This is a genomic window from Streptomyces spirodelae (assembly GCF_017676385.1).
In the GTDB taxonomy this organism is placed as follows: domain Bacteria; phylum Actinomycetota; class Actinomycetes; order Streptomycetales; family Streptomycetaceae; genus Streptomyces; species Streptomyces spirodelae.
Map to the genome: position 1 here is coordinate 52,108 of NZ_JAFFZN010000014.1, position 24,014 is coordinate 76,121.

Annotated in this window: 18 protein-coding genes and 1 tRNA gene; all 19 read left to right on the plus strand. The window is 70.1% G+C overall.

Features of this window, described 5'->3' with window-relative positions; translation table 11 throughout:
- Nucleotides 1–37: 37 nt before the first annotated feature.
- On the plus strand, nucleotides 38–1,042 hold the full coding sequence (locus JW592_RS16590) for an ABC transporter permease (protein ID WP_209265881.1): 1,005 nt from the start codon (nucleotides 38–40) through the stop codon (nucleotides 1,040–1,042).
- A complete protein-coding gene (locus tag JW592_RS16595) occupies nucleotides 1,039–2,103 on the plus strand; it encodes a substrate-binding domain-containing protein (protein WP_209265882.1) in 1,065 nt (354 codons plus the stop codon). Before JW592_RS16590 ends, JW592_RS16595 begins: the two co-directional genes overlap by 4 nt.
- 82 nt (nucleotides 2,104–2,185) lie before the next feature.
- On the plus strand, nucleotides 2,186–3,376 hold the full coding sequence (locus JW592_RS16600; RefSeq protein WP_209265883.1) for a Gfo/Idh/MocA family protein: 1,191 nt from the start codon (nucleotides 2,186–2,188) through the stop codon (nucleotides 3,374–3,376).
- 216 nt (nucleotides 3,377–3,592) lie between these two features.
- Nucleotides 3,593–4,591: a sugar phosphate isomerase/epimerase family protein gene (locus JW592_RS16605; protein ID WP_209265884.1), complete on the plus strand. Its 999-nt coding sequence runs from the start codon at nucleotides 3,593–3,595 to the stop codon at nucleotides 4,589–4,591.
- A gap of 238 nt (nucleotides 4,592–4,829) precedes the next feature.
- A complete protein-coding gene (locus JW592_RS16610) occupies nucleotides 4,830–7,280 on the plus strand; it encodes a PQQ-dependent sugar dehydrogenase (protein WP_209265885.1) in 2,451 nt (816 codons plus the stop codon).
- 11 nt (nucleotides 7,281–7,291) lie between these two features.
- Entirely contained in the window at nucleotides 7,292–8,653 is a 1,362-nt protein-coding gene (locus tag JW592_RS16615) for a ThuA domain-containing protein (RefSeq protein ID WP_209265886.1), read from the plus strand.
- 129 nt (nucleotides 8,654–8,782) lie between these two features.
- Nucleotides 8,783–9,937 carry an inositol-3-phosphate synthase gene (locus JW592_RS16620; RefSeq protein ID WP_209265887.1) on the plus strand — a complete coding sequence of 385 codons (1,155 nt, stop codon included), beginning with the start codon at nucleotides 8,783–8,785 and terminating at the stop codon, nucleotides 9,935–9,937.
- The gene (locus JW592_RS16625) at nucleotides 9,934–10,902 is read left to right on the plus strand and encodes an SCO3242 family prenyltransferase (protein WP_209265888.1); all 969 of its coding nucleotides are present in this window, start codon (nucleotides 9,934–9,936) and stop codon (nucleotides 10,900–10,902) included. The genes JW592_RS16620 and JW592_RS16625 overlap by 4 nt, the downstream gene beginning before the upstream one ends.
- The gene (locus JW592_RS16630) at nucleotides 10,899–11,795 is read left to right on the plus strand and encodes a sugar phosphate isomerase/epimerase family protein (protein ID WP_209265889.1); all 897 of its coding nucleotides are present in this window, start codon (nucleotides 10,899–10,901) and stop codon (nucleotides 11,793–11,795) included. Before JW592_RS16625 ends, JW592_RS16630 begins: the two co-directional genes overlap by 4 nt.
- Nucleotides 11,789–12,637 carry an EboA domain-containing protein gene (locus JW592_RS16635; RefSeq protein ID WP_209265890.1) on the plus strand — a complete coding sequence of 283 codons (849 nt, stop codon included), beginning with the start codon at nucleotides 11,789–11,791 and terminating at the stop codon, nucleotides 12,635–12,637. The genes JW592_RS16630 and JW592_RS16635 overlap by 7 nt, the downstream gene beginning before the upstream one ends.
- A complete protein-coding gene (locus JW592_RS16640) occupies nucleotides 12,634–13,533 on the plus strand; it encodes a TatD family hydrolase (RefSeq protein ID WP_209265891.1) in 900 nt (299 codons plus the stop codon). The genes JW592_RS16635 and JW592_RS16640 overlap by 4 nt, the downstream gene beginning before the upstream one ends.
- Before the next feature lie 13 nt (nucleotides 13,534–13,546).
- On the plus strand, nucleotides 13,547–14,728 hold the full coding sequence (gene eboE, locus JW592_RS16645) for a metabolite traffic protein EboE (protein ID WP_209265892.1): 1,182 nt from the start codon (nucleotides 13,547–13,549) through the stop codon (nucleotides 14,726–14,728).
- A complete protein-coding gene (locus JW592_RS16650; RefSeq protein ID WP_209265893.1) occupies nucleotides 14,725–16,128 on the plus strand; it encodes an alkaline phosphatase family protein in 1,404 nt (467 codons plus the stop codon). Before eboE ends, JW592_RS16650 begins: the two co-directional genes overlap by 4 nt.
- Entirely contained in the window at nucleotides 16,125–17,192 is a 1,068-nt protein-coding gene (locus tag JW592_RS16655) for a sugar phosphate isomerase/epimerase family protein (RefSeq protein WP_209265894.1), read from the plus strand. Before JW592_RS16650 ends, JW592_RS16655 begins: the two co-directional genes overlap by 4 nt.
- Nucleotides 17,193–17,327: 135 nt before the next feature.
- Nucleotides 17,328–17,412: transfer RNA gene (locus JW592_RS16660), tRNA-Leu, on the plus strand.
- Between the two features lie 1,138 nt (nucleotides 17,413–18,550).
- On the plus strand, nucleotides 18,551–18,676 hold the full coding sequence (locus tag JW592_RS33215) for a hypothetical protein (RefSeq protein ID WP_267878021.1): 126 nt from the start codon (nucleotides 18,551–18,553) through the stop codon (nucleotides 18,674–18,676).
- A gap of 43 nt (nucleotides 18,677–18,719) precedes the next feature.
- Nucleotides 18,720–19,145 carry a WXG100 family type VII secretion target gene (locus JW592_RS16665; protein WP_372446522.1) on the plus strand — a complete coding sequence of 142 codons (426 nt, stop codon included), beginning with the start codon at nucleotides 18,720–18,722 and terminating at the stop codon, nucleotides 19,143–19,145.
- A gap of 62 nt (nucleotides 19,146–19,207) precedes the next feature.
- Complete coding sequence (locus JW592_RS16670) at nucleotides 19,208–23,428, plus strand: DUF6531 domain-containing protein (RefSeq protein WP_209265895.1); 4,221 nt, start codon at nucleotides 19,208–19,210, stop codon at nucleotides 23,426–23,428.
- The gene (locus JW592_RS16675; RefSeq protein WP_209265896.1) at nucleotides 23,425–23,670 is read left to right on the plus strand and encodes a hypothetical protein; all 246 of its coding nucleotides are present in this window, start codon (nucleotides 23,425–23,427) and stop codon (nucleotides 23,668–23,670) included. The genes JW592_RS16670 and JW592_RS16675 overlap by 4 nt, the downstream gene beginning before the upstream one ends.
- The last annotated feature ends 344 nt before the right edge of the window (nucleotides 23,671–24,014 follow it).

A 24,014-nucleotide genomic window follows, 5' to 3' on the forward strand; every position in this document is an offset into this window, starting at 1 on the left:
CGTCCACCGGACCCCCTCCCGTCGAAGGTGACCTCTCATGAACTCACCAGCAAGCGTGGCCAGCAAGCCGGTGCCGCCCCCGGCGAAGGAGGGCTCGGCGAGCCGCCGTCTGCCGTTCGACATGCGGCAGCTCTCCCTCGTCGGCGTGCTGCTCGCGCTGGCCGTGGTCGGTGCGATCACCAAGCCCGACGAATTCCTCGCGGCGGAGAACCTCCGCCTCATCCTCACCCAGGCGTCCGTCATCGGGGTCGTGACCGTCGGCGTCACGTTCGTCATCATCGGCGGCGGTATCGATCTCTCCGTGGGCGCGATCGTCGCGCTGGCCTCCGTATGGGCGACAACGGTGGCCACCCAGGACTTCGGCCTCGGCGGCATGCTGCTGTGCAGCGTGCTGGTCGGCGTCGGCTGCGGCCTGGTCAACGGGGTGCTGGTCGCCTACGGGCCGATGGTGCCGTTCATCGCCACCCTGGCCATGCTGGCCTCGGCACGCGGCCTGGCGCTGCAGATCAGTGACGGCAAGACGCAGGTCGTCACCGTCGACGCCGTCCTGGACCTGGGCATCAAGGACTCCTACGTACTGGGCGTGCCGCCCATCGTGATCGTCTTCGCCGTCGTCGGTGTCCTGGGCTGGCTGCTGCTCAACCGGACGACGTTCGGGCGGCGCACGGTGGCGGTCGGTGGCAATCCGGAGGCTTCCCGGCTGGCCGGTATCGCCGTCAAGCGGCAGCGGCTGCTGCTCTATCTGCTCTCCGGGCTGTGCTGCGGCATCGCCGCGTTCATGCTGATCGTCCTCACCGGCTCGGGCCAGAACACCAACGGCAACCTCTACGAACTCGACGCCATCGCCGCGGCGATCATCGGCGGCACCCTGCTCAGCGGGGGCCGCGGCACCATCCTCGGCTCGGTGCTCGGCGTCCTGGTCTTCACCACCATCACCAATCTGTTCGCCCTCAACAACCTCCAGACGGACATCCAGCAGATCGCCAAGGGCGCGATCATCGTCGCGGCCGTCCTGGTCCAGAAGGGTCGTTCCTCGTCATGACCGACATCCCACGCGCACCTCGTACCCCGACCAGCCGCAGAAGCATGCTCTTCGGCACCGCGGCAGCGGGCGCTGCCCTGCTGGCAGCGGGCTGCACCAGCAACGAGAACAACGACGGCGACGGCAAGGAGTCGGCCGGCGCCGAAGTGGCCGACTCCAAGCCGGGCAAGAAGGTCACCATCGGCTTCGCGGGCCCGCAGGCCGACCACGGCTGGCTCAACGCCATCACCACCCAGGCCAAGAACCGGGCCAAGAAATACCAGGACGTCACCCTGGAGGCCACCGAGGGCTCCAACGACAACGCCACCCAGGTCGGCCAGGTCGAGACGCTCATCAACAAGAAGGTCGACGTGCTGGTCGTGCTGCCGGCCGACGGCAAGGCACTCACCCAGGTCGGCCTCAAAGCGATGCGCGCCGGGATACCCGTCGTCAACCTCGACCGGATCTTCTCCTCGCAACAGGCATACCGCTGCTGGATCGGCGGCGACAACTACGGAATGGGCCTCAACGCGGGGCACTACATCGGCGAACAGCTCAAGGACAAGAAGAACGCCGAAGTCGTCGAGCTGGCCGGGATCGACAGCCTGGAGCTGACCCGCGAGCGCACCAAGGGGTTCGACGACGCGCTCAAGAACTACCCCAACATCAAGAAGGTCGCCCGGCAGGCCGCCGAGTTCACCGTCGAGTCCGGACAGCAGAAGATGTCCCAACTCCTCCAGGCACAGAAGAGCTTCGACGCGCTGTGGAACCACGACGACGACCAGGGTGTCGGCGCCGAACGCGCCATCAAGCAGGCCGGCCGGGACGAGTTCCTGATGGTCGGCGGTGCCGGGTCCAAGCGCGTGATGCAGGCCATCAAGGACGATGACAGCGTCATCAAGGCGACCGTCCTCTACCCGCCCACCATGGCGGCCTCCGCCATCGACCTGGCCCGCGCCCTCGGCCAGGGCAAGGGCATCGCCGGAATGGCCGAGTACGAGATCCCGGCCCACGTCACCCTCTACTCCGCGGTGGTGACCAAGAAGAACGTCGACGAGTACCTCCCGATCGGCTTCACCTGACAGGCCGTTCGTCCGCTGAAGCAGATCTGGAGAACCTCCCGGCCCGACGCCGCCGGAGGAATCCCCGAGAGGGAGGACCGCAATGCCGTACGACAGCACCGCGCCCGCCGCCGCGCCGCCCCTGGGTGTGGGAATGGTCGGATACGCCTTCATGGGCCAGGCGCACTCGCAGGGCTGGCGCACCGTCGGGCGGGTCTTCGACCTGCCGTTGAGCCCTCAGCTGGCCGCCGTGTGCGGGCGTGACCCGGCGGCCGTGCGCGCCGCGGCCGGACGGCTGGGCTGGTCCGCGGCCGAGACCGACTGGCGGGCCCTGATCGCACGCGCGGACGTCCAGCTGGTCGACATCTGCACCCCCGGCGACAGCCACGCCGAGATCGCCGTCGCCGCGTTGCAGGCCGGCAAGCACGTGCTGTGCGAGAAGCCGCTGGCCAACACGGTCGAGGAGGCCGAGGCCATGGCGGAGGCGGCCCGTGCGGCGCGGGCCCGCGGCCAGGTCGCCATGGTCGGCTTCAACTACCGCCGCACACCCGCGCTGGCGCTGGCCCGCCGCATGGTCGCGGACGGCAGGCTGGGCGAGCTGCGGCACGTACGGGTCAGCTATCTGCAGGACTGGCTGGTGGACCCGGCCTTTCCGCTCGCCTGGCGGCTCCGCAAGGAGGCCGCGGGCTCCGGCGCGCTCGGCGACCTGGGGGCGCACGCCGTCGACCTCGCCCAGCACCTGGCTGGGTCCCCGCTGGCGGGTGTCTCCGCGCAGACCGAGACGTTCGTGAGGGAGCGTCCGCTGCGCGAGGGCGAGCCGGACGGCGAACTGGGCGAGGTCACCGTGGACGACGCGGCGGTCTTCACCGGGCGGTTCGGCTCGGGAGCGCTCGCCTCGTTCGAGGTCACCCGGGTCGCCGCGGGCCGCAAGAACGCGCTGCGGGTGGAGTTGAACGGCACGCTCGGGTCGCTGGCCTTCGATCTGGAGCGGCTCAACGAGCTGCACTTCCATGACCACACGCAGGCTGCGGATGAGGCCGGGTTCCGCCGCATCCTCGTCACCGAGCAGGATCACCCGTACCTGGAGGGGTGGTGGCCGCCGGGCCACGGGCTGGGCTACGAGCACACTTTCACGCACCAGGCCCGCGACCTGGTGCGGGCCATCGCCGCCGGCACGCAGCCTGAGCCCTCGTTCGATGACGGGTTGCAGGTGCAGCGGGTGCTGGCCGCGGTCGAGGAGAGCGCGGCGAGGGACTCCGTTTATACGCCGGTTCAGGCTGGGGCGTTGCGGTGATTGCCCCTGTCCGCCGTCTGCGGCCTGCGGGCGCGATGTGGTTGCGCGCGCAGTTCCCCGCGCCCCTGGAATGGTCCGCCCGCGAAGCTTGGGCAGTCTGCTCCCCCAGCCTCCGGCCGGGAGGTGCCCCCAGGGCGCAGGGTGGGCAAGCGCAGCCCACGTTCCCGGGTACGCACCATTCGCCGGGTGCCCCTGACAAACGTAGGAGATCTCACCATGCCACGTAAGTTCACATTGTTCACCGGTCAGTGGGCGGACCTTCCGCTGGAAGAGGTCTGCCGGCTGGCCCGGGAGTTCGGTTATGACGGGTTGGAACTCGCCTGCTGGGGCGACCACTTCGAGGTGGACAAGGCGCTGCACGAGCCCGGTTACGTGGACGGCAGGCGGCAACTGCTGGAGAAGTACGGGCTGGAGTGCTGGGCCATCTCCAACCATCTGACCGGCCAGGCCGTCTGCGACAGCCCCATCGACGAGCGCCACAAGGCCATCGTCGCGCCGCGCATCTGGGGCGACGGCGACCCCGAGGGCGTGCGCCGCAGGGCCGCAGAGGAGATGAAGGACACCGCGCGGGCAGCGGCCGCGCTCGGCGTACGGACCGTCATCGGCTTCACGGGCTCCTCCATCTGGCATCTGGTGGCCATGTTCCCGCCCACGCCGCCGGAGATGGTCGAGCGTGGCTACACGGACTTCGCCGAGCGGTGGAACCCCATCCTCGACGTCTTCGACGCGGAGGGCGTGCGCTTCGCACACGAGGTGCACCCCAGCGAGATCGCCTACGACTACTGGACCACGCAGCGCGCCCTGGAGGCGGTCGAGCACCGGCCCGCCTTCGGCCTCAACTTCGACCCCTCGCACTTCGTGTGGCAGGACCTCGACCCGGTCGGGTTCCTCTACGACTACCGGGATCGGATCTACCACGTCGACTGCAAGGAGGCCCGCCGGCGGCTGGACGGCCGCAACGGCAGGCTGGGCTCCCACCTGCCGTGGGGCGACCCGCGCCGGGGCTGGGACTTCGTCTCCGCCGGGCACGGCGACGTCGCCTGGGAGGACGTCTTCCGCATGCTGCGGGCCATCGGTTACGACGGCCCTGTCTCCGTCGAGTGGGAGGACGCCGGGATGGACCGGCTCGCCGGAGCGCCGGAGGCGCTGGCGCGGCTGCGGGCCTACGACTACGACCCGCCGAGCGCCTCCTTCGACGCGGCCTTCGGCAACTGAGCCCTGCGGCGGGTCCGTTGCCCCTGACTTTGTCCTGACTGAGGACAAAATCCCACCGAGGAATGTCAAAGGGGTTCACGCCCCAAACAAACGCCGCTACCGTCCTTGAGGCGTAAGGGACAACAGCGCGGCCCCCAGAGCGCAGCCGCAGCGCCCAGCACAGCACAAGCACAGCCCGGCACCGGCACGGCACCGCAGATGACGGCATCCACCCCGTTACCTCCCAGGAGGAACCGCTGTGCACAAAAGACACCGCAGACTCCGCACCCGCGTCACAGCCCTGGCGAGCGCCCTCCTCTTCAGCGGCGCCACCATCGCGGTGGCCCAGGCGGCGCCCGGCCCCTCAGCCGCCGACAGCCCTGGCAAGCAGCCGGCGGCAGCCGAGTTCCAGCAGGTCACCCTCGCCAAGGGGGTGGCGGAGACCGGCGAGCCGATGACGATGGCGATCCTCCCCGACCGCTCCGTATTGCACACCTCGCGCGAGGGCACCCTCCGGCTGACCGACGCCAAGGGCAACACCAAGGTCGCCGGACAACTCGACGTCTACAGCCACGACGAGGAGGGGCTGCAGGGCGTCGGCGTCGACCCGCGCTTCTCCAAGAACCGTTTCGTCTACCTCTACTACGCGCCGCCGCTCGACACCCCTGAGGGCGACGCCCCGGACACCGGAACCGAGGCCGACTTCAAGAAGTTCGACGGCGTCAACCGGCTCGCCCGCTTCGTACTCAAGAAGGACGGCACGCTCGACAAGAGCAGCGAGAAGAAGATCCTCGACGTGCCCGCCAACCGGGGCACCTGCTGCCACGTGGGCGGCGACATCGCCTTCGACTCCAAGGGCAACCTCCTGCTGTCCACAGGGGACGACTCCAACCCGTTCCAGTCGGACGGCTTCACCCCCATCGACGAGCGCGCGAACCGCAACCCGGCCTTCGACGCACAGCGTTCGGCGGGCAACACCAACGACCTGCGCGGCAAGATCCTGCGGATCAAGGTGAAGAAGGACGGGTCGTACAAGATCCCGCGCGGAAACCTCTTCAGGCCGGGGACGAAGAAGACCCGGCCCGAGATCTACGCCATGGGCTTCCGCAACCCGTTCCGGATGAACGTCGACAAGAAGACCGACACCGTCTACGTGGGCGACTACGGGCCCGACGCGGGCGCCGCCGACCCGAAACGCGGTCCGGCGGGTCAGGTCGAGTTCGCCCGGGTGACCAAGCCGGGCAACTACGGCTGGCCGTACTGCACCGGCAAGAACGACCCCTATGTCGACTACGACTTCGCCACCGGAGAATCCGGGGAGAAGTTCGACTGCGCCGCACCGCGGAACACCTCGCCGCGCAACACCGGCCTGACGAAGCTGCCCGCTGCGAAGCCCGCGTGGATTCCTTACGACGGCGCCTCCGTACCCGAGTTCGGCGACGGCTCGGAGTCCCCGATGGGCGGCCCCGTCTACCGCTACGACAGGAAGTCCGACTCCCCGGTGGCGTTCCCCAAGAGCTACGACGGCGACTTCTTCGCCGGTGAGTTCGGCCGTCGCTGGATCAAGCGCATCGAGCAGGACCGCGACGGCGGCAATCTGAAGATCAACGACTTCCCGTGGTCCGGCACCCAGGTCATGGACATGGACTTCGGCCCCGACGGCGCGCTGTACGTCCTCGACTACGGCCTCAACTGGTTCGGCGGCGACGAGAACTCGGCGCTGTACCGCATCGAGAACGCCACCGAGGGCCACAGCCCCGTCGTCGAGGCCAGCAGCGACGTGAGCGACGGGCAGGCACCGCTGAAGATCGCCTTCTCCGCGGAGGCGACCGACGAGGACGGCGACGAGCTGGAGCTGAGCTGGGACTTCGGCGACGGTGCGACCTCCACCGAGGCGAACCCGACCCACACCTACCAGGCGAACGGCACCTACACAGCCACCGTCACCGCCGAGGACCCCTCCGGGCGTACCGGATCGGCGAGCGTGCACGTCACTGTCGGCAACACCGCACCCAAGGTCCAACTGAAGCTGCCGGCGGACGGCCAGCCGTTCTCCTTCGGCGACGAGATCCCCTTCGAGGTGCAGGTCACCGACCCCGAGGAGCCGCAGATCGACTGCTCCAGGGTCGAGGTCGCCTACATCCTCGGCCACGACAGCCACGGCCACCCGCTGACCTCCGCCAAGGGGTGCAAGGGCACCATCAAGACGCAGGCCGACGGTGAACACGACCCGAACGCCAACATCTTCGGTGTCTTCGACGCCTCCTACACCGACAGCGGTGCCAATGGCCAGCCCCCGCTGACCAGCCACGGACAGAGCATCCTCCAGCCCAAGCACCGCCAGGCCGAGCACTACTCGACCGCCGCGGACGGAGTGACCAAGGGCGAGGCGGCCGGAGCCGAGGGCGGCAAGGCCGTCACCGGCGCCGAGAACGGGCAGTGGATCTCCTACGACCCCTACCGGACCGGCGGCGTCACCAAGCTCACCGCCAGGGTCGCCGGAAAGGCACAGGGCGCCATCGAGGTCCGCGCGGGCGCTCCGGATGGACCGCTCCTGGGCACCGCACAGGTCACAGCGACGGACGGCTGGAGCGAGGTGAGCACCGGCATCGCGGGCGCGCCCGACGGCGCGGACAAGCTCTACCTCGTCTTCACGGGCGGCGACGGAGCCCTCTTCGACCTGGACAGCTTCACGGTGACGACCGGATGAGGGGAGGAGCCATGACCTCGGCACACCGCCGCCGCACCGCGCTCACCGCGGCAGCCGCCGCCCTGCTGGCGGGAGCCTTCGCGCTGCCGAGCCAGGCGGCGGAGCCCCAGCTGCCAGAGCGCGCTGACAGCAAGGTACTGGTCTTCTCCAAGACCGCCGGATTCCGGCACGACTCCATTCCCGACGGAATCGAAGCCATCCGGCAACTCGGCGCCGAGCACGGCTTCGCCGTCGACGCGACGGAGGACGCCGCCGCTTTCACACCGAAGAAGCTGGCCCGGTACGACGCGGTCGTCTTCCTGTCCACCACTGGCGATGTGCTCGACCAGCGCGGGCAGCGCGCCTTCGAGAGGTACATCCGCAAGGGCGGCGGCTATGTGGGCGTGCACGCCGCCGCCGACACCGAGTACGACTGGAAGTGGTACGGCGGACTCGTCGGTGCCTACTTCCAGTCGCACCCGGCGATCCAGCCCGCGCGGATGAAGATCGAGGACCGCGGCCACCCGGCCACCGCTCACCTGGGCGAGAGCTGGAACCGCACCGACGAGTGGTACAACTACCGCTCCAACCCGCGCGAGCGGGCCCACATCCTGGCCACCCTGGACGAGGGCTCCTACAGCGGGGGCACCATGGGCGACGACCACCCGCTGGCCTGGTGCCAGAAGTACGCGGGCGGCCGCGCCTTCTACACCGGCGCGGGCCACACCAAGGAGTCCTACGCCGACCCCGCCTTCCGCAAGCACCTGCTGGGCGGCATCCGGTACGCGACGGGTGCCGCACAGGCCGACTGCCGCCCGGAGAACGGGTACACCCCGCTGTACGACGGGACCGCCGACGGGCCCGGCCTCGAAGGCTGGAAACAGGCCGGCCCCGGCTCGTTCGAGGAGAGCCCGGACGGCACGCTCACCACGCGCGGCGGTATGGGACTGCTGTGGTACGCGGCGCGCGAGTTCACCTCCTCGTACTCGCTCAAGCTCGACTGGAAGATGGCGAGCGCCGACGGCGACGACAACTCCGGTGTCTTCGTCGGCTTCCCCGCCTCCGACGATCCCTGGTCGGCGGTCGAGAAGGGGTACGAGATCCAGATCGACGCCACCGATGCGGACGAGAAGACCACGGGCGCCGTCTACGGGTTCCAGTCGGCGGACCTCGCGGCGCGGGACGCGGCACTGAACCCGCCGGGGGAGTGGAACACCTACGAGATCCGGGTCGAGGGCGAACGGCTGCGGGTCCACCTCAACGGCGTACTGATCAACGACTACACCAACACCGACCCGGCCAGAAGCCTCACCGACGGCTATGTGGGCCTCCAGAACCACGGAGAGGAGGACAAGGTCGCCTTCCGCAACGTCCGCATCCGCGAGCTGCGCTGACCAACCCGCCCGCCCACCCGTGACGGCACCAACCCCCGGTTGTGGGGGGGCGTTCCGCAGGGCGGAACGGGCGGGGACGGGGGCAGCCCGCCGCAGGCGCCCACATGGCACCGCAAGAGGGAGGAAACCGTGACCCACCACAACCCGAGCCCCGCCGGCCAGGCGCCCCGCACCGGGGTGTGGCTCATCGGCGCCCGCGGCTCCGTAGCGACGACCACCATCACCGGCGCCGCAGCCCTCGCCGCCGGCCTGCACCCACCCACCGGCATGGTCACCGAGACCGCCCCGTTCGCCCACTCCTCCCTCCCACCCCTCGACTCACTCGTCTTCGGCGGGCACGACACCGCCTCCTGCCCGCTCCCCAAGCGGGCGGAAGCCCTCGCGGAGGCGGGTGTCGTCCCGCACGGCCTGCCCGGCGCGCTACGCGCCGAGCTCGCGGCGGCCGACGCGGAGATCCGCCCCGGCGCCCCCGCCGTGGAGGACGACTCCGCGGCGGAGGAGCTGGTCTCCCGATACGCGGCGGACATCACGGAGTTCACCCGCACCCACGGCCTCGCCCGTACCGTCGTCGTCAACGTCGCCAGCACCGAACCCGACGTGCCGGAGGCACCGGAGACGGCCCAGCGTCCCCTCCCGCCCAGCTCCCTCTACGCGGCTGCGGCGCTGCGCGCGGGGTGCCCGTATGTGAACTTCACACCGTCGGCGGGGCTGCACCATCCCCGGCTGACCGAAGCGGCACGCAGCGCCGCGGTGCCCCACGCGGGCCGCGACGGCAAGACAGGTCAGACGCTGCTCCGCTCCGTGCTGGCACCGATGTTCGCGCAGCGCGCGCTGACCGTACGGGCTTGGTCCGGCACCAATCTGCTGGGCGGCGGGGACGGTGCAGCCCTCGCCGACCCGGCCGCGGCCGCGGCCAAGAACGCGGGCAAGGCCCGGGTGCTCGCCGACAACCTCGGCGAACTCCCCGAGGGCGAGGTGCACATCGACGACGTACCGGCGATGGGGGACTGGAAGACCGCCTGGGACCACATCGCCTTCGACGGCTTCCTCGGCTCCCGCATGGTCCTGCAGACCACCTGGCAGGGCTGCGACTCGGCCCTCGCGGCGCCTCTCGTGCTCGACCTGGCCCGCCTTCTGGCCCGCGCCGCCGGACTGGGCCTCACGGGCCCGCTGGCGGGGCTCGGTTTCTACTTCAAGGACCCCGACAACGGCCCCGCCGACCTGCCGGGCCAGTGGCGTGCCCTGCTGGACCTCGCCTCCCGTCTCGCCGGGTCCCCCCGATGACGGGCGGCGTGAAGACGGGCGGTCCGAAGACAGGCCGCCCCCTCGCGGCCTGGGCGCAGCTGCTGCGGATCTCGGCACTGTCGAGCGTGCCAGGTGACGCGCTGGTGGGCGCCGCGGCGGCCGGCCGCGCCCCTGGGCGGGGAACGGCGCTGGCGGCGGGCGCTTCCCTGTGCCTGTACGAGGCGGGCATGGCGCTCAACGACTGGGCGGACCGGGAGGACGACGCCCGCGAGCGCCCCGAACGGCCCCTGCCCTCGGGCCGTATCAGCGCCACGGCCGCGCTGGCGGCGGCCACCGGGCTGACGGCAGCCGGGCTGGTGTGCGCAGCCCGCGCCGGGCGGCTGCCGCTGGCCACGGCCACCGCGCTCGCCGCCACCGTCTGGGCGTACGACCTGCGGCTCAAGCACACCCCTGCGGGACCGGTGGCCATGGCGGCCGCCCGCTCGCTCGACGTGCTGCTGGGCGCGACGGCGACGGCCGCGAACGACGACGGACCGCCCGCACCCGTCCACGGCCCCGCACGCCCCCTCGGCGCAGCCGCGGTCATGGGCGCGCACACCCTCGCCGTGACCGCCGTCTCACGGCGGGAGGCGGAGGGCGGGGCTCCGGCCGTGCCGCTTCTTGCGCTGGGGGCCGTCGGCACGATCGCCGGGCTGCTGGCGCGGCAGCATACGCCGCTGACGGTGGCCGCGAGCGCCACGTACGCCGGGACGGCGGCCCGTCCGCTGGCGCACGCCGCGCTCAACCCCTCGCCGCCGCTGCTGCAGCGCGCGGTGGGCGGTGGCATCCGCGCCATGCTCCCGCTCCAGGCCGCACTCGCCGCCCGCGCCGCCCCCACAGCCGCAGCCGGTGCGGACGCCCCTCGCCAGGGACGGAGCCGGGCCGCCGGTTCCACCTCGGCGCTCGTGCTGCTCGGTCTGCTGCCCGTCGCCCGGCGCCTCTCCCGGAAGGTCAGCCCCACATGACCCCGACCCGGCACGACTCCCCGCTCCGCTACGCCTACGGCACCAACGGCCTGGCCGACCTCCGGCTCGACGACGCCCTCGCGCTCCTCGCCGACCTCGGCTACGCGGGCGTCGGGCTGACGCTCGACCATATGCACCTCGACCCGTTCGCGCCCGACCTGGCGGCCCGAACCGCGAACGTGGGCCGCGCGCTGGAGCGGTACGGGCTGACGGTCACCGTCGAGACGGGGGCGCGCTATGTGCTCGACGCGCGCCGCAAGCACCACCCCACGCTGCTCGACCCGGACGCCGAGGCCCGCGCCGCGCGTACGGACCTGCTGCTGAAGGCTATACGGGTGGCCGCCGACCTGGGCGCGCACGCGGTGCACTGCTTCAGCGGGCAACTCCCGCCCGGCACCGCGCCGAAGGCGGGCTGGAGGCGGCTGGCCGACGGCATCGGCTCCGTACTGGAGAGCGCCACAGCGGCCGGCGTACCGCTGGCGGTCGAGCCGGAGCCGGGCCATCTGCTGGCGGACCTCGCAGGCTTCCACCGGCTGCGTACCGCGCTCGGCAGCCCCGCGCAGCTCGGGCTCACCCTCGACATCGGGCACTGCCAGTGCCTGGAGCCCAGGGCACCGGCCGACTGCGTGCGGGAGTCCGCGCCATGGCTGCGGCACGTACAGATCGAGGACATGCGGCGCGGCGTCCATACGCATCTGCCGTTCGGCGAAGGGGAGATCGACTTCCCGCCGGTGCTGGCCGCACTGCGCGAGGCCGGTTACGACGGGCTGGTCACGGTGGAGCTGCCGCGCGATTCGCACGCCGGTCCCGAGCGCGCCGCCGCCTCCCTCGACTTCCTGACCACCGCCGAGGCCAAGGCCGCCGCAATGCCGCAGGAGGACGCCCCATGCTGACCCCGCTCGCCTCCCTCCGCACCGGTCTGGAACTGTGCCTGAGCGCCGAGTCCCGCGCCTGGCTGCACCGGGCACTGGCCGAAGCGGCGGACGCGCACACGGGCACGAGTGGACACGGCGCGCACACGGGCACGAGTGGACACGGCGCGCACACGGACACGGGTGGGCACGGCGCGCACACGGACACGGGTGTGCATGGCGCACCTACAGGCACGAGCGGGTCCACCGGCACGGCAGCGCAGGCGGACCCGGCTCCGGACCCCTCCCGCCCCGGCGCCGCGCCCGGGCTCCCGCGCTGGGAGCTGCACTTCGTCACCGCGGGCCGCAAATGCCACCCGGCGCCCAGGGACAGCGCAGCCACGGCGACCGTGCCCGACCCGGTCGACGCCGCCCGCGTGCTCATCCTGCACGCCGCAGCACCCGATACCGGCACCCTCGCCCGTCTCTACACCCGCGGCACCGCGGACGAGCGGCGCGCCGTGCTGCTGGCGCTGCCGCATCTGGACCCGCCACCGGACACGGCAGGCGCCCTCGCCCTCGTCGAGGACGCGTTGCGGGCCAACGACACCCGGCTGATCGCTGCCGCGCTCGGCCCGTACGCCGCCGCTCACCTGGACGCGCACCAATGGCGGCAGGGCGTGCTCAAGTGCCTGTTCACCGGAGTGCCGTTGGCCGTCGTGGCCGGGCTGGAACACCGTGCGGCGGGGGACGACGAGCTCGTCCGGATGCTGGAGGACTACGCGCGCGAGCGCACCGCCGCGGGCCGCACCGTGCCCGAGGACCTCGGACACCTGCTGGAACTGGCCCGGTTCACAAAGACCGAGGAGCGTGAAGCCCGATGACGAGGCAGCAGCCGACGCCGACCCGCCGCATCTTCGACCCGCACATCCATATGACGTCCCGCACCACCGACGACTACGCCGCGATGCACGCGGCCGGGGTCCGCGCGCTGGTCGAGCCGTCCTTCTGGCTGGGCCAGCCCCGCACCTCGCCCGAGACGTTCTTCGACTACTTCGACTCGCTGCTGGGCTGGGAGCCCTACCGCGCGGCCCAGTACGGCATCGTCCACCACTGCACCCTGGCGCTCAACCCGAAAGAGGCCAACGACCCGCGCTGCACGCCCGTACTGGACGAGCTGCCGCGCTACCTCCTCAAGGACGGGGTCGTGGCGGTCGGTGAGGTCGGCTACGACTCGATGACACCGGCCGAGGACACCGCGCTCGCAGCGCAGCTCCAGCTCGCCCTCGACCACGAGCTGCCCGCTCTCGTGCACACCCCGCACCGCGACAAGGCGGCCGGACTGGCCCGCACACTCGACGTGCTCCGGGAGTCGGGGCTGCCGCCCGAGCGCGTGGTGCTCGACCACCTGAACGAGACCACGGTCGGCGCGGCGGCCGACAGCGGCTGCTGGCTCGGCTTCTCCATCTACCCCGACACCAAGATGGACCCCGACCGGATGGTCCGCATCCTGCGGGTCCACGGCACCGAGCGGGTGCTGGTCAACTCCGCCGCCGACTGGGGGCACAGCGACCCGCTCAAGACCAGCCATGTCGCCGACGCGATGCTCGCCGCCGGCTTCGACGAGAACGACGTCGAGAAGGTGCTGTGGCACAACCCCGTCGCCTTCTACGGCCAGAGCGGACGGCTCGATCTCGACCTCGCCCTCGACCGCGTATCGCCGGGCGAGCACGAACAGCAGCTGTACCAGGGCAACTCCATTCTGCGCGGCGGAGAGTGAGGAGAGCGCGGCCATGCGATTCCGGCACCCCGACGGCACCACGGTCCACCTCGCCTACTGCACCAACGTCCACGCCGCGGAGCAGCTCGACGGCGTACTGCGACAGCTGACCGAGTACGCGGAGCCGGTACGCCGCAGGCTGCACCGGGACCGGCTCGGCATCGGCCTGTGGCTGGCCCGCGACGCGGCCCGTACCCTCACCGACGACCCGGCGGCCGTCCGCCGGCTGCGCTCGGGGCTCGACCAGGCGGGCCTCGAAGTCGTCACGCTGAACGGCTTCCCGTACCAGGGCTTCGGCGACGAGCACGTCAAATACCGCGTCTACCGGCCCGACTGGACCGACGACGCGCGCCTGGACCACACCACCGACCTCGCCCGGCTGCTGGCCGCGCTGCTGCCCGACGACGTACGAGAGGGCAGCATCTCCACACTGCCGCTCGCCTGGCGCACCGGCTTCGACGCCGAGGCCCGGCACCGTGCGCTGACCCGGCTGCACACCCTGGCAGCGCGGCTGGACGCGCTGGAGGAGCTGACCGGCCGCTCCATCCGCGTCGGTCTCGAACCCGAGCCCGGCTGCATCGTGGAGACCACGGCCGACGCCGTCGAGGCGCTCAGCGGCGAGGACGGCCCGCCCGCACACCGGATCGGCGTCTGCGTGGACACCTGCCACCTGGCCACCGCCTTCGAGAACCCGGCCAAGGCGCTGGCCGCGCTCAGCGAGGCGGGCCTGTCGGTGGTCAAGTCCCAGCTGTCCGCCGCGCTGCACGCGGCACACCCCGAAGACCCCCGAGTGCGCGCGGCGCTGGCCGAGTTCGCCGAGCCGCGCTTCCTGCACCAGACCCGTGCCCGCACCCCGGAAGGCACCCTGCGCGCCACCGACGACCTCGACCGCGCGCTGTCCCCCGGAGCACTGCCCACCACCGGGCCGTGGCGCTCCCACTTCCACGTCCCGCTGCACGCGCCGCTCAGCCCACCGCTGACGGCCACCACCGGGGTGCTCGGTGAGACGCTCAGCCACCTGGTCGGCGGCCCGGCCCCGCTGACCCGGCACCTGGAGGTGGAGACCTACACCTGGCAGGCCCTCCCGCCCGCACTGCGCCCCACCACCCGCGCACAGCTCGCTGACGGTCTGGCAGCCGAGCTGTCGACCGCGCGCGACCTGCTCACCGACCTCGGCCTCAAGGAGCTGCCGTGAGCGCCCCCTTGCTGGTCATCGACGTGGTGGGGCTGACCCCTGCCCTGCTGGACCAGATGCCGAACCTGCGCGCCCTGGCCGACAGCGGCTCCCAGGCCCCCCTCCGCACCGTCCTCCCCGCCGTCACTTGCGCGGCCCAGTCCACCTTCCTCACCGGCGAACTCCCCTCGAGGCACGGCATCGTCGGCAACGGCTGGTACTTCCGCGAACTCGGCGACGTGCTGCTGTGGCGCCAGCACAACGCGCTGGTCGGCGGCGAGAAGCTGTGGCACGCGGCGCGCGCCCGGCAGCCGGGCTACACAGTGGCGAACATCTGCTGGTGGTACGCGATGGGCGCGGACACCGACTGGACGGTCACCCCGCGCCCCATCTACTACGCGGACGGCCGCAAGGAGCCGGACTGCTACACCCGGCCGCCGTCCCTCCACGACGAACTGGTCGCCGAACTGGGCGACTTCCCCCTGTTCACCTTCTGGGGCCCCGGCGCGAACCTCACCTCCTCGCAGTGGATCATCAACGCCACCCGCCACATCCTGCGCACCCGCCACCCCGACCTCGCCCTGTGCTACGTCCCCCACCTCGACTACGACCTCCAGCGCTACGGCCCCGACGACCCCCGGGCCCACCGCGCCGCCGCCGACGTGGACGCCGCACTCGCCCCGCTGCTGGCTGACGCGCGCGCCGAGGGCCGCACCGTTGTCGCCCTCTCCGAGTACGGCATCACCCGCGTACGCCGCCACATCGACATCAACCGCGCGCTGCGCCGCGCCGGACTGCTGGAGGTCCACACCCAGGACGTCATGGAGTACCTGGACCCGTGGGCCTCCCGCGCCTTCGCCGTCGCCGACCACCAGCTCGCCCACGTCTACGTACGCGACCGGGCCGACCTGCCCGCCACCCGAGAGGCACTGGCCGAACTCCCCGGCCTGGACCGGCTCCTGGACGAGACGGACAAGAAGGAGGCGGGCCTGGACCACCCGCGCTCCGGCGAACTCGTCGCCGTCGCCGAACCCGACGCCTGGTTCACCTACTACTACTGGCTCGACGACCGCCGCGCCCCCGACTTCGCGCAGCTCGTGGAGATCCACCGGAAGCCCGGCTACGACCCGGTCGAGCTCTTCATGGACCCGAACGACCCCTACGTCAAGCTGCGCGCCGCCGCGGCCCTGGCCCGCAAGAAGGCCGGCATGCGCTACCGGATGTCCGTCGTCCCCCTCGACCCCACCCCGATCCGCGGCAGCCACGGACGGCTGCCGGACCGGCCCGAGGAGGGCCCGATGCTCCTGTGCTCCCGCGCCGGGGCCCTCGGCGAACACGGACCGTCAGCCGGCGGCCGGCCCTTCCCCGCCACCGAAGTGAAACGCCTGCTTCTCGACCTCGCACTGGGAGACCCCTCATGACCAGCAGACACTCCACCGAGCACACCGACGAGCACACGGAGCTGGACCGCAAGCTGCGCCGCCGCGGCTTCCTGGGCGTGGCGGCAGGCGCCACGGCGGCCACGCTCCTGAGCAGCCGGCCGGCCTCGGCAGCCGCCCCGGGGACCGACCGGCACGGCTGCCGCCCGATCGTCCCGCGCGGCAAGCTCGGCATCCAGCTGTACACCGTCCGTGACCAGATACAGACGCTCGGCTTCAGCGCCGTCTTCAAGGAGCTGGAGCGCTACGGCTACGACTCGGTCGAGTTCGCCGGCTACACCCAGGGCACCGGCGACATCACTCTCCGGCGGCTCAAGCGCCTGCTGCGCGACCACGGGCTGCGCGGCATCGGCAGCCACGTCGGCTACTACTCCCACGATCCCGCCGCCTACACCTTCGCCACCCAGCTGGAGAAGGTCCTCGACGACGCGGCGGCCCTCGGCGTCCCCCATGTGGGAACGGCGTCGAGCCCCGACCGCTACGGCCGGACCGTCGACGGCTGGAAGCGCGCGGCGGAGGACTTCAACACCTACGGCGCGGCGGCGCGCGCCCGCGGCCTGAAGTTCTACCAGCACAACCACCAGATGGAGTTCGGCTTCGCCGAGGACAAGCCGAACGTGCGCCTCTACGACGTGCTGCTCGCCGAGACCGACCCCGAACTGGTCTACCTGGAGATGGACATCTACTGGGCGTTCGCCGGCAAGTACCGCTTCAGCGTGCGCCCCGACGGCACCCCGGCCCCCTTCGACCCGGTCGACTACGTACTGGCGGCGCCGCACCGCTACCCCCTCTTCCACGTCAAGGACGGCGAACACGACGAGGCTTCCCCGGACGGCTACCACATGGTCGACGTCGGCGACGGCGACATCGACTACGAGCATTTCATCGGCACCGTCCTCAAGCGCGGCCGCCACCGGGGCCGCCCCGCCGACCACCACTGGCTCATGGAGCGCGACGACGCGGTCGACCCCGACGCCAACCCCGCCGGCTCCCTCTCCTCGGCGCGCCGCTCCGCCGCCTACCTGCGCGGCAGGCGCCACCCCTAGCACCCCACCCGAAGGGAAGAAAGTCGTACAAACATCACAAATGGGGCAACCCACCAGGAAACCCAGGTGAGAAGCACTCCCAACCCTTGGTATCGTTACGGCCGTCGCCACGGCACATCACCGTGGCACGGCCCAGTCCGGGTGGCGGAATGGTAGACGCGCTAGCTTGAGGTGCTAGTGCCCTTTATCGGGCGTGGGGGTTCGAGTCCCCCCTCGGACACGTACCTTCTGCACGTCGTGTGCGGATGCTCTCTGGCCGTGACTCAACAGTCACGGCCTTTTTGCTGTGGTCGTAGGTGAGCGTGAGCCCGAAGGCCGCGTAGAGCGGTGCTTTGCGTTCGGGGCGGCCTGCTGGAGCCGGTCGGTAAGGTCCCCGAGGTCCTTGGTGAGCTGGGCGATCTCCTCCTTGGTGAGGGGAGTGGGCTGCCCCCCTGGGGGGCGGTGATCTGGCGTTGGGCCGCGTCCCGAGCTGGACACTGCGGAGGCTGATCCAGGCAGTGCGCATTGGCTGGTGGAGGCCGCGAAGGCCCCCTTCTTCGGCTGGGGGTAGCGGGTCTTGTCTCTCTGGTGACAGTGGTTTCGCTGAGCAGGCATAAGGTTGGTGATTGCGGGTGCTGTGCGTATGCCCAGGTCCGCCCTTCTCCCTCGCCCCGACGGCGCCACACATGCCCGCCGCTCGATCGAGAGCGGGGAGACGTTGCTCAGGTCAGCGTCTTGTGCGACGCCGCTGGGGGCCTGCCGGAGCGTGGCCCTGCGGCTACGAATCGGCCATGTTCAGCGTCCCGTCCGCCACCAGTGCGTGCGTATGGTTCGAAGCTCTCCCACCTGCCGTCGTCGCCCGATGCCGATCCCGATCGTTGGGTCGCGGCGGCGTCCAACGAATCCTGGGAGCCGGTCGGGCCGGCTCGGGTGACTCACCAGTGCACGCTCAGTGAATGACAGGTGCGTCTTTATCGCCCGCTATGGGGTGCTACGTAACCCGAGGAGTGGCCGTTGCACTGTTGTCAGAGTGACCGTGTGATTACACTTGAGTGTTTTTGGCGCACGGGGGGTCGAGCGCGATCCGGACCGACTGGGTCGCAAAGCTAATGCGTCATGGTGGAGTTGAAGTCGATGAGCAAGCGAAGCGTCCGTCATGCCTCGTTCTCTGCGACGGCCGTCACTGCCTCGCTCGGCCTGTCAGCCTGCGGCAGTGACGACGGCCAGAAACCCGGCAGTATCGCGAGGACCTGGAGAAGGTCGAGGTCGGCTACCAGGTCGATTCGAAGGGCGCCAACTGCAACATCCGCTACAAGCGGGCCTCTGGGAATGGCGGCGAGCACGGCACGTACCCGTTCAAAGCCTCCCTGGTGTGGGACGTGACCTGGACCGACTCCGCCGATCCCGACGGCCCGCCAGCTGGCGACCCAGCCCTTCCGAACGGGCAGTCCACCTACGAGCAGGACATCACCCTCGAGGAGATCCAGTCCATCGTCCGCGACTGACCACGCGGTCGACCGTATCGACTGAGCAGTGCAGGAGGTTGCCATGACTCACCCCAACGTGTCCCCGCGGATGCAGTTGAACCATGCCACGACTCCCGACTACGGACCTGGTGCGGGCAAGGGTGGTGAGGTGCTGGGGATCGGGGTGCCGGAGCTGAAGCTCGCGGCACCGGTCTTCGGTGAGCAGAGCCGGAAGTTGAGCCGGGCGCTGACCACGTTGATCACCACGCTGGACGGTCTGGGGGAGCCGTGGGGCGATGACCCTACGGGTGAGAACTTCGCGAAGGAATACAAGTCGAGCCAGCGCTCCATCGAGCAGGCGGCGGGGGTGCTGGTGCTCGGTCTGGTGAGCATTCATGAGGCGCTCGACGACATGAAGGACGGGCACGTCGACAACGAGGAATTGATCAAGGGCATGTTCACCAGAGTCGCCCGCGAGCACGGCGACCGCGACGAGCACGGCAAGTAGGGCGACAGGGGGGCGGCGGCGCGTGAGTGCCCTGGAGAAGGCATGGGAGATCCCTCGAGAAGATGGGCCTGATCTGGCCTGACGGGGATGAGGGCAAGCTCCGGGAGGCGGCGAAGGCATGGCGGGCGTTCGCGAAGGATGCCGAGGAGGTGCGGGGGGACACCAACAACTCGGCGCAAAGGATCCTGGAGGTCAACAGCGGCGAGGCCATCGACGCGTTCGACAAGTTCTGGTCCCGCTATGTCGGCGGGGGAGAGAAGGGCTGGCTGCGCGATCTGCCCGAATCTGCCCGGGACATGGCGAAGATGCTCGACGAGCTCGCGGACGACATCGATGGCACGAAGAAGCAGATCCGCAGTGAGATCGTGGGCAGCGCGGCGCTGATCGTGGCCGGGATCGCGCTGACCGGTCCCACGCTCGGGGCTTCTGATGCGGCGGCTGTGGCGGCGGCGACGGGGATCGTCACTCTCAGTATTGAGAAGTCCACCTCTCTGGCGACTCGTGCCGCCGCGATCTTCGCCCGTATCGCGCGAGGTGCCGTGTTCGCCGGGGTGGGGAGCGTCGCCATGGACCTGGCCGTGGCGCAGCCCGCCCGCATCCTGGCCGGGCAGCAGGACGGGTTCAGTCTGGAGGAGGTGAGCAACGCCGCGAAGTACGGCACCCTGACCGGCGCGGTCCTGGGGCCGTTCGCCCCCGGGCCGGGGGCGAGACCACCGATGATGCGCCCGCCGGCCTCGCTGCGCGAAAATCTCATTCCGGGCAAGGCCGCGCGGCCGACCAGCAAGGTGCCCGGTGCCGGGGAGCCGGTTGATGTCGCCACCGGGGCGATGTTCATGGAGCTGACCGATCTGTCACTTCCCGCATCACTGCCACTGGACTTCACCCGTACTCATGTGTCGTCGTACAGGGCCGGGGTGTGCTTCGGCCCGAGCTGGTCCTCCACCCTGGACGAGCAGGTCCAACTCGACCCGCAAGGCGCCATCTTCGCGGCCGCCGACGGCATGCGGCTGGTCTACCCGATCCCGGAGCCGGGCGTACCCGCCCTGCCGGACAAGGGCCCGCGCTGGCCGCTGGAATGGGACGGCAAACCGGACGGAGTGCTCACGGTCACCGACCCGGACAGCGGCGTCACACGCACCTTCGCCCACCCTGGGCCCACCGAGGACGAGACAACCCTCAGGATGCCGGTGGAATCCTGGCAGGACCGCAACGGCGCCCGCATCGAGGTGGACCGCGACGCGGCCGGGATACCCACCGCGCTGCGCCACTCGGGCGGCTATCACCTCGCCGTCGAGACCGAGGGGCAGCGCGTCACCGCCCTGCGGCTGCTGGACGAGGCGCCCTCGGCGTACGAGCGGGAGCAGGCGCCGGCAGCAGGCACGCTCGTGATGCGCTACGGATACGACGAGGCCGGCAATCTGGCCGAGGCGATCAACTCCAGCGGCAAGGCGATGCGCTTCACCTACGACGGTGAGGGCCGCATGCTCTCGTGGACCGACCGCAACGGGGTGTGGTGCCGCTTCACCTACGACGAGGCGGGCCGCACGATCCGCACCGAGGGCACCGACGGCATCTACAACGACACCTTCACCTACGACGACGCCACACGCACCACGACCTACACCGACTCGCACGGCCACAGCACGGTTTTCCGCTACAACGACGACGGTCAGGTCGTCGCCGAGACCGACCCGCTGGGCAACAGCACCTGCACCGAGTGGGACGCACGCGGCCACGACCGCCTCTCCCACACGGACGAGTTGGGCCGCACCACGCGTTACAGCTACGACGAGGACGGCAACCTGGCCGAGGTGCTGCTGCCGGACGGGTCCCGTGTATCCGCGACGTACAACCACCTGCGGCAGCCGACCACCGTGACGGAACCGGGTGGTGCATGCTGGCAGCACTCCTACGACGAACTGGGCAACCTCACGCGCTCGGTGGACCCAGCGGGAGCGGTCAGCCACTACGCATACGACGAGCGGGGCCACCTCACCGCAATCACCGACGCCCTCGACCACACCCGCCGCATCACCCCGACCCCAGCAGGGCTCCCGGCCACAGTGACCGACACCCTGGGCCACACCACCCGCATCAGCCGCGATGCCTTCGGGCGCATCACCGAAATCTCCGACCCCCTCGGACACGTCACGCGCATGGCCTGGACGGTCGAAGGCAAACCGCGCTGGCGCGAAGACGCTGCAGGGGGCCGCGAGAGCTGGACCTGGGACGCGGAAGGCAACCTCCTCACCCACACCGACCCCGCCGGGCACACCAGCCGTCACGCCCCTGGGCCCTGGGACATGCTGGTGTCGCGTACGGACGCGGACGGCGCCACGTACGCCTTCACCTACGACACCACCCTCCGCCTCACCCGGGTGACCAACCCCCAGGGCCTGCACTGGGAATACGAGTACGACGCGGCAGGACGCCTCACCTCCGAGACGGACTTCAACGGCGCGCGCCTGACCTACACGTTGGACGCGTCGGGGCGACTGGTAGCCCGCACGAACGCAGTAGGCCAGACACTGCGCTTCTCCCGCGACGCACTCGGCCGCGTGACCGAGCAGCACGACGAGGATGCGGGCACCGTCACCACCTACACCTACAACGCAACGGGCGACCTGGTCCGCGCCAGTAGCTCGGGTGTTGAGGTCGTCATCCAACGCGACCCGCTGGGCCGCGTGCTGACCGAGACAACCAACGGCCGTACTCTCTCCTACACCTACAATCCGCTCGGCCTGCCGATACAACGGATCACACCCTCCGGCCTCACTTCCACCTGGACCTACGACGCCGACGGCCGACCCGCGGAGCTGGCCACCGACCACGGCACACTGACCTTCACCTACGACGCGGCAGGCCGCGAGACGGAACGCCGAACCGGCGACATCTCCCTCACCCAGCAGTGGGACGCGGCCGACCGCCTCACCACGCAGACTGCGAGATCAGGACCGGAGCTCCTCCAGCACCGCACCTACGCCTACCGCCCCGACGGCTACCTCACCGAGATTCGCGAGCTGGCCACGGGCACCCGCCGCTTCGCCCTCGACCCGGTCGGCCGCGTGACGGGCGTCAGCGCGCACGGCTGGCGGGAGACATACGCCTACGACCCGGCCGGCAACATCACCAGCGCCGAGGCACCCGACCACCCGGCCCCAGGCAAACGCCAGGCCGAAGGAACCCGTCTCCACCGAGCCGGCCACACGTCTTACGGCCACGATGCGGCGGGCCGCCGCACCTCCACAACGCGTCGCCTCCTGAACGGCCAACGCCGCACCTGGACCTACACCTGGAATGCGGAGGACCGCCTTGCCGCCGTCACGACACCGGACGGCGGGGTGTGGACGTATGCCTACGACCCCATGGGCCGCCGGATATCCAAGAGATCTCCGGATGGCGAGGCGACCACCTTCACCTGGGACGACACTCGCCTCGCCGAGCAGACCACGCCCGACGGCAAATCCACCACCTGGGACTACGCCCCCGGCACCCACCGCCCCCTCACCCAAACCGACCACACCCAGCTCGTTCCCGGGCCCGGCACTTCACTCCTCTCAAAACTCACCGAGCCGACGGCAACGCACCCTGCTTTCCACGCGATCGTCACGGATCTGACGGGCACTCCCACGGAACTCATCACGCCCGAGGGGTCACTGGCCTGGCAGAACCGCACCACTTTGTGGGGCACCCCCCTCCCCTCGCCTGACGGCCACGGCGACACCCCCTGCCCACTCCGCTTCCCGGGCCAGTACGCCGACCCGGAATCGGGCCTGCACTACAACTACTTTCGCTACTACGACCCCGAAACAGCTCGTTACCTGACTTCAGACCCTCTCGGCGTGGCGCCAGCACCCAATCCGCACGCCTACGTCAGAAACCCGTTTACTCACGCCGATTACCTTGGGCTAGCACCGGCCAGCGCGCCTTCTGCTGATAAAAAGCCGGGTAGCGGCAAGGAAGTTACGCCGTATAGTCCGACCTTCGCCAACCGTCAGAGGTTGGGCGTCCATGTGCCCGATCTGACGACGCCGAAGGGGAGAACGCTCTCCTCGCACGCGGCGGAACGCGTTGCAGGAACTGGGCCAGGGCGCCCACCGACGACGCTCAACGCCATCGATTACATTCTCGACAAGGGGAACAAGGTAAAATACGATCCAGCGCGTCAAACTATCCAAGTGAGAGCGATGAAGCTTCCCGGAAAACCCTTCGTCGTAGTCAGTTCCACCAATCCGAATCATATTGTGACCGTCATGATTCCAAAGGAATTCGATACCCCGTGAACGCTAAGGCGGAGCTTCTTTCTCTCATTGATGTGTTTCTATCAGGTGAGGATCAATCGATTTCTTTGATCAATAGTATCGAGGGGATCCTGGTGGAGAATTTCCCGGAGTCCCTCGCGTTTGAGGAGCTTGCTGAGCCGCTGTCACTTTTCCGCCCGGGGTGCGGCTCACCTTACTATGATGTTCAGGACATGCGTGAAGCTCTCCAGGAGGCATCAGACAGCCTGAACTATCTTGAGTAACAAATTCTGTAGATATCAGAATGGGTAAGTGGAGAATGCCTGCGCCCTCTCGTTCGAGAGGTCCTCGCGGTAGAGATATAATTTTCCCTTCCTGTCAATCGACACTATAGTGCTTCCCCCTTACGTTGCGTGCCGGGTGCCGTCGGCCCGCGAGCACCCCGCGCCGAACGCGGAGTCGAACGTATCGGGCTGTGTCGTGCCCTGCTCGCGCCTGCACTGTCGGTTCGAGCGGTCGCTGTGTCAACGAACACACGTCTTCGGAAGAAGCCTGCGTATCGTCAGGCCGAGCGAATATCCGCAAGTCGCAGCGGGCGCGGTACAGTCCATGTTTGTGGTTCCCCCGA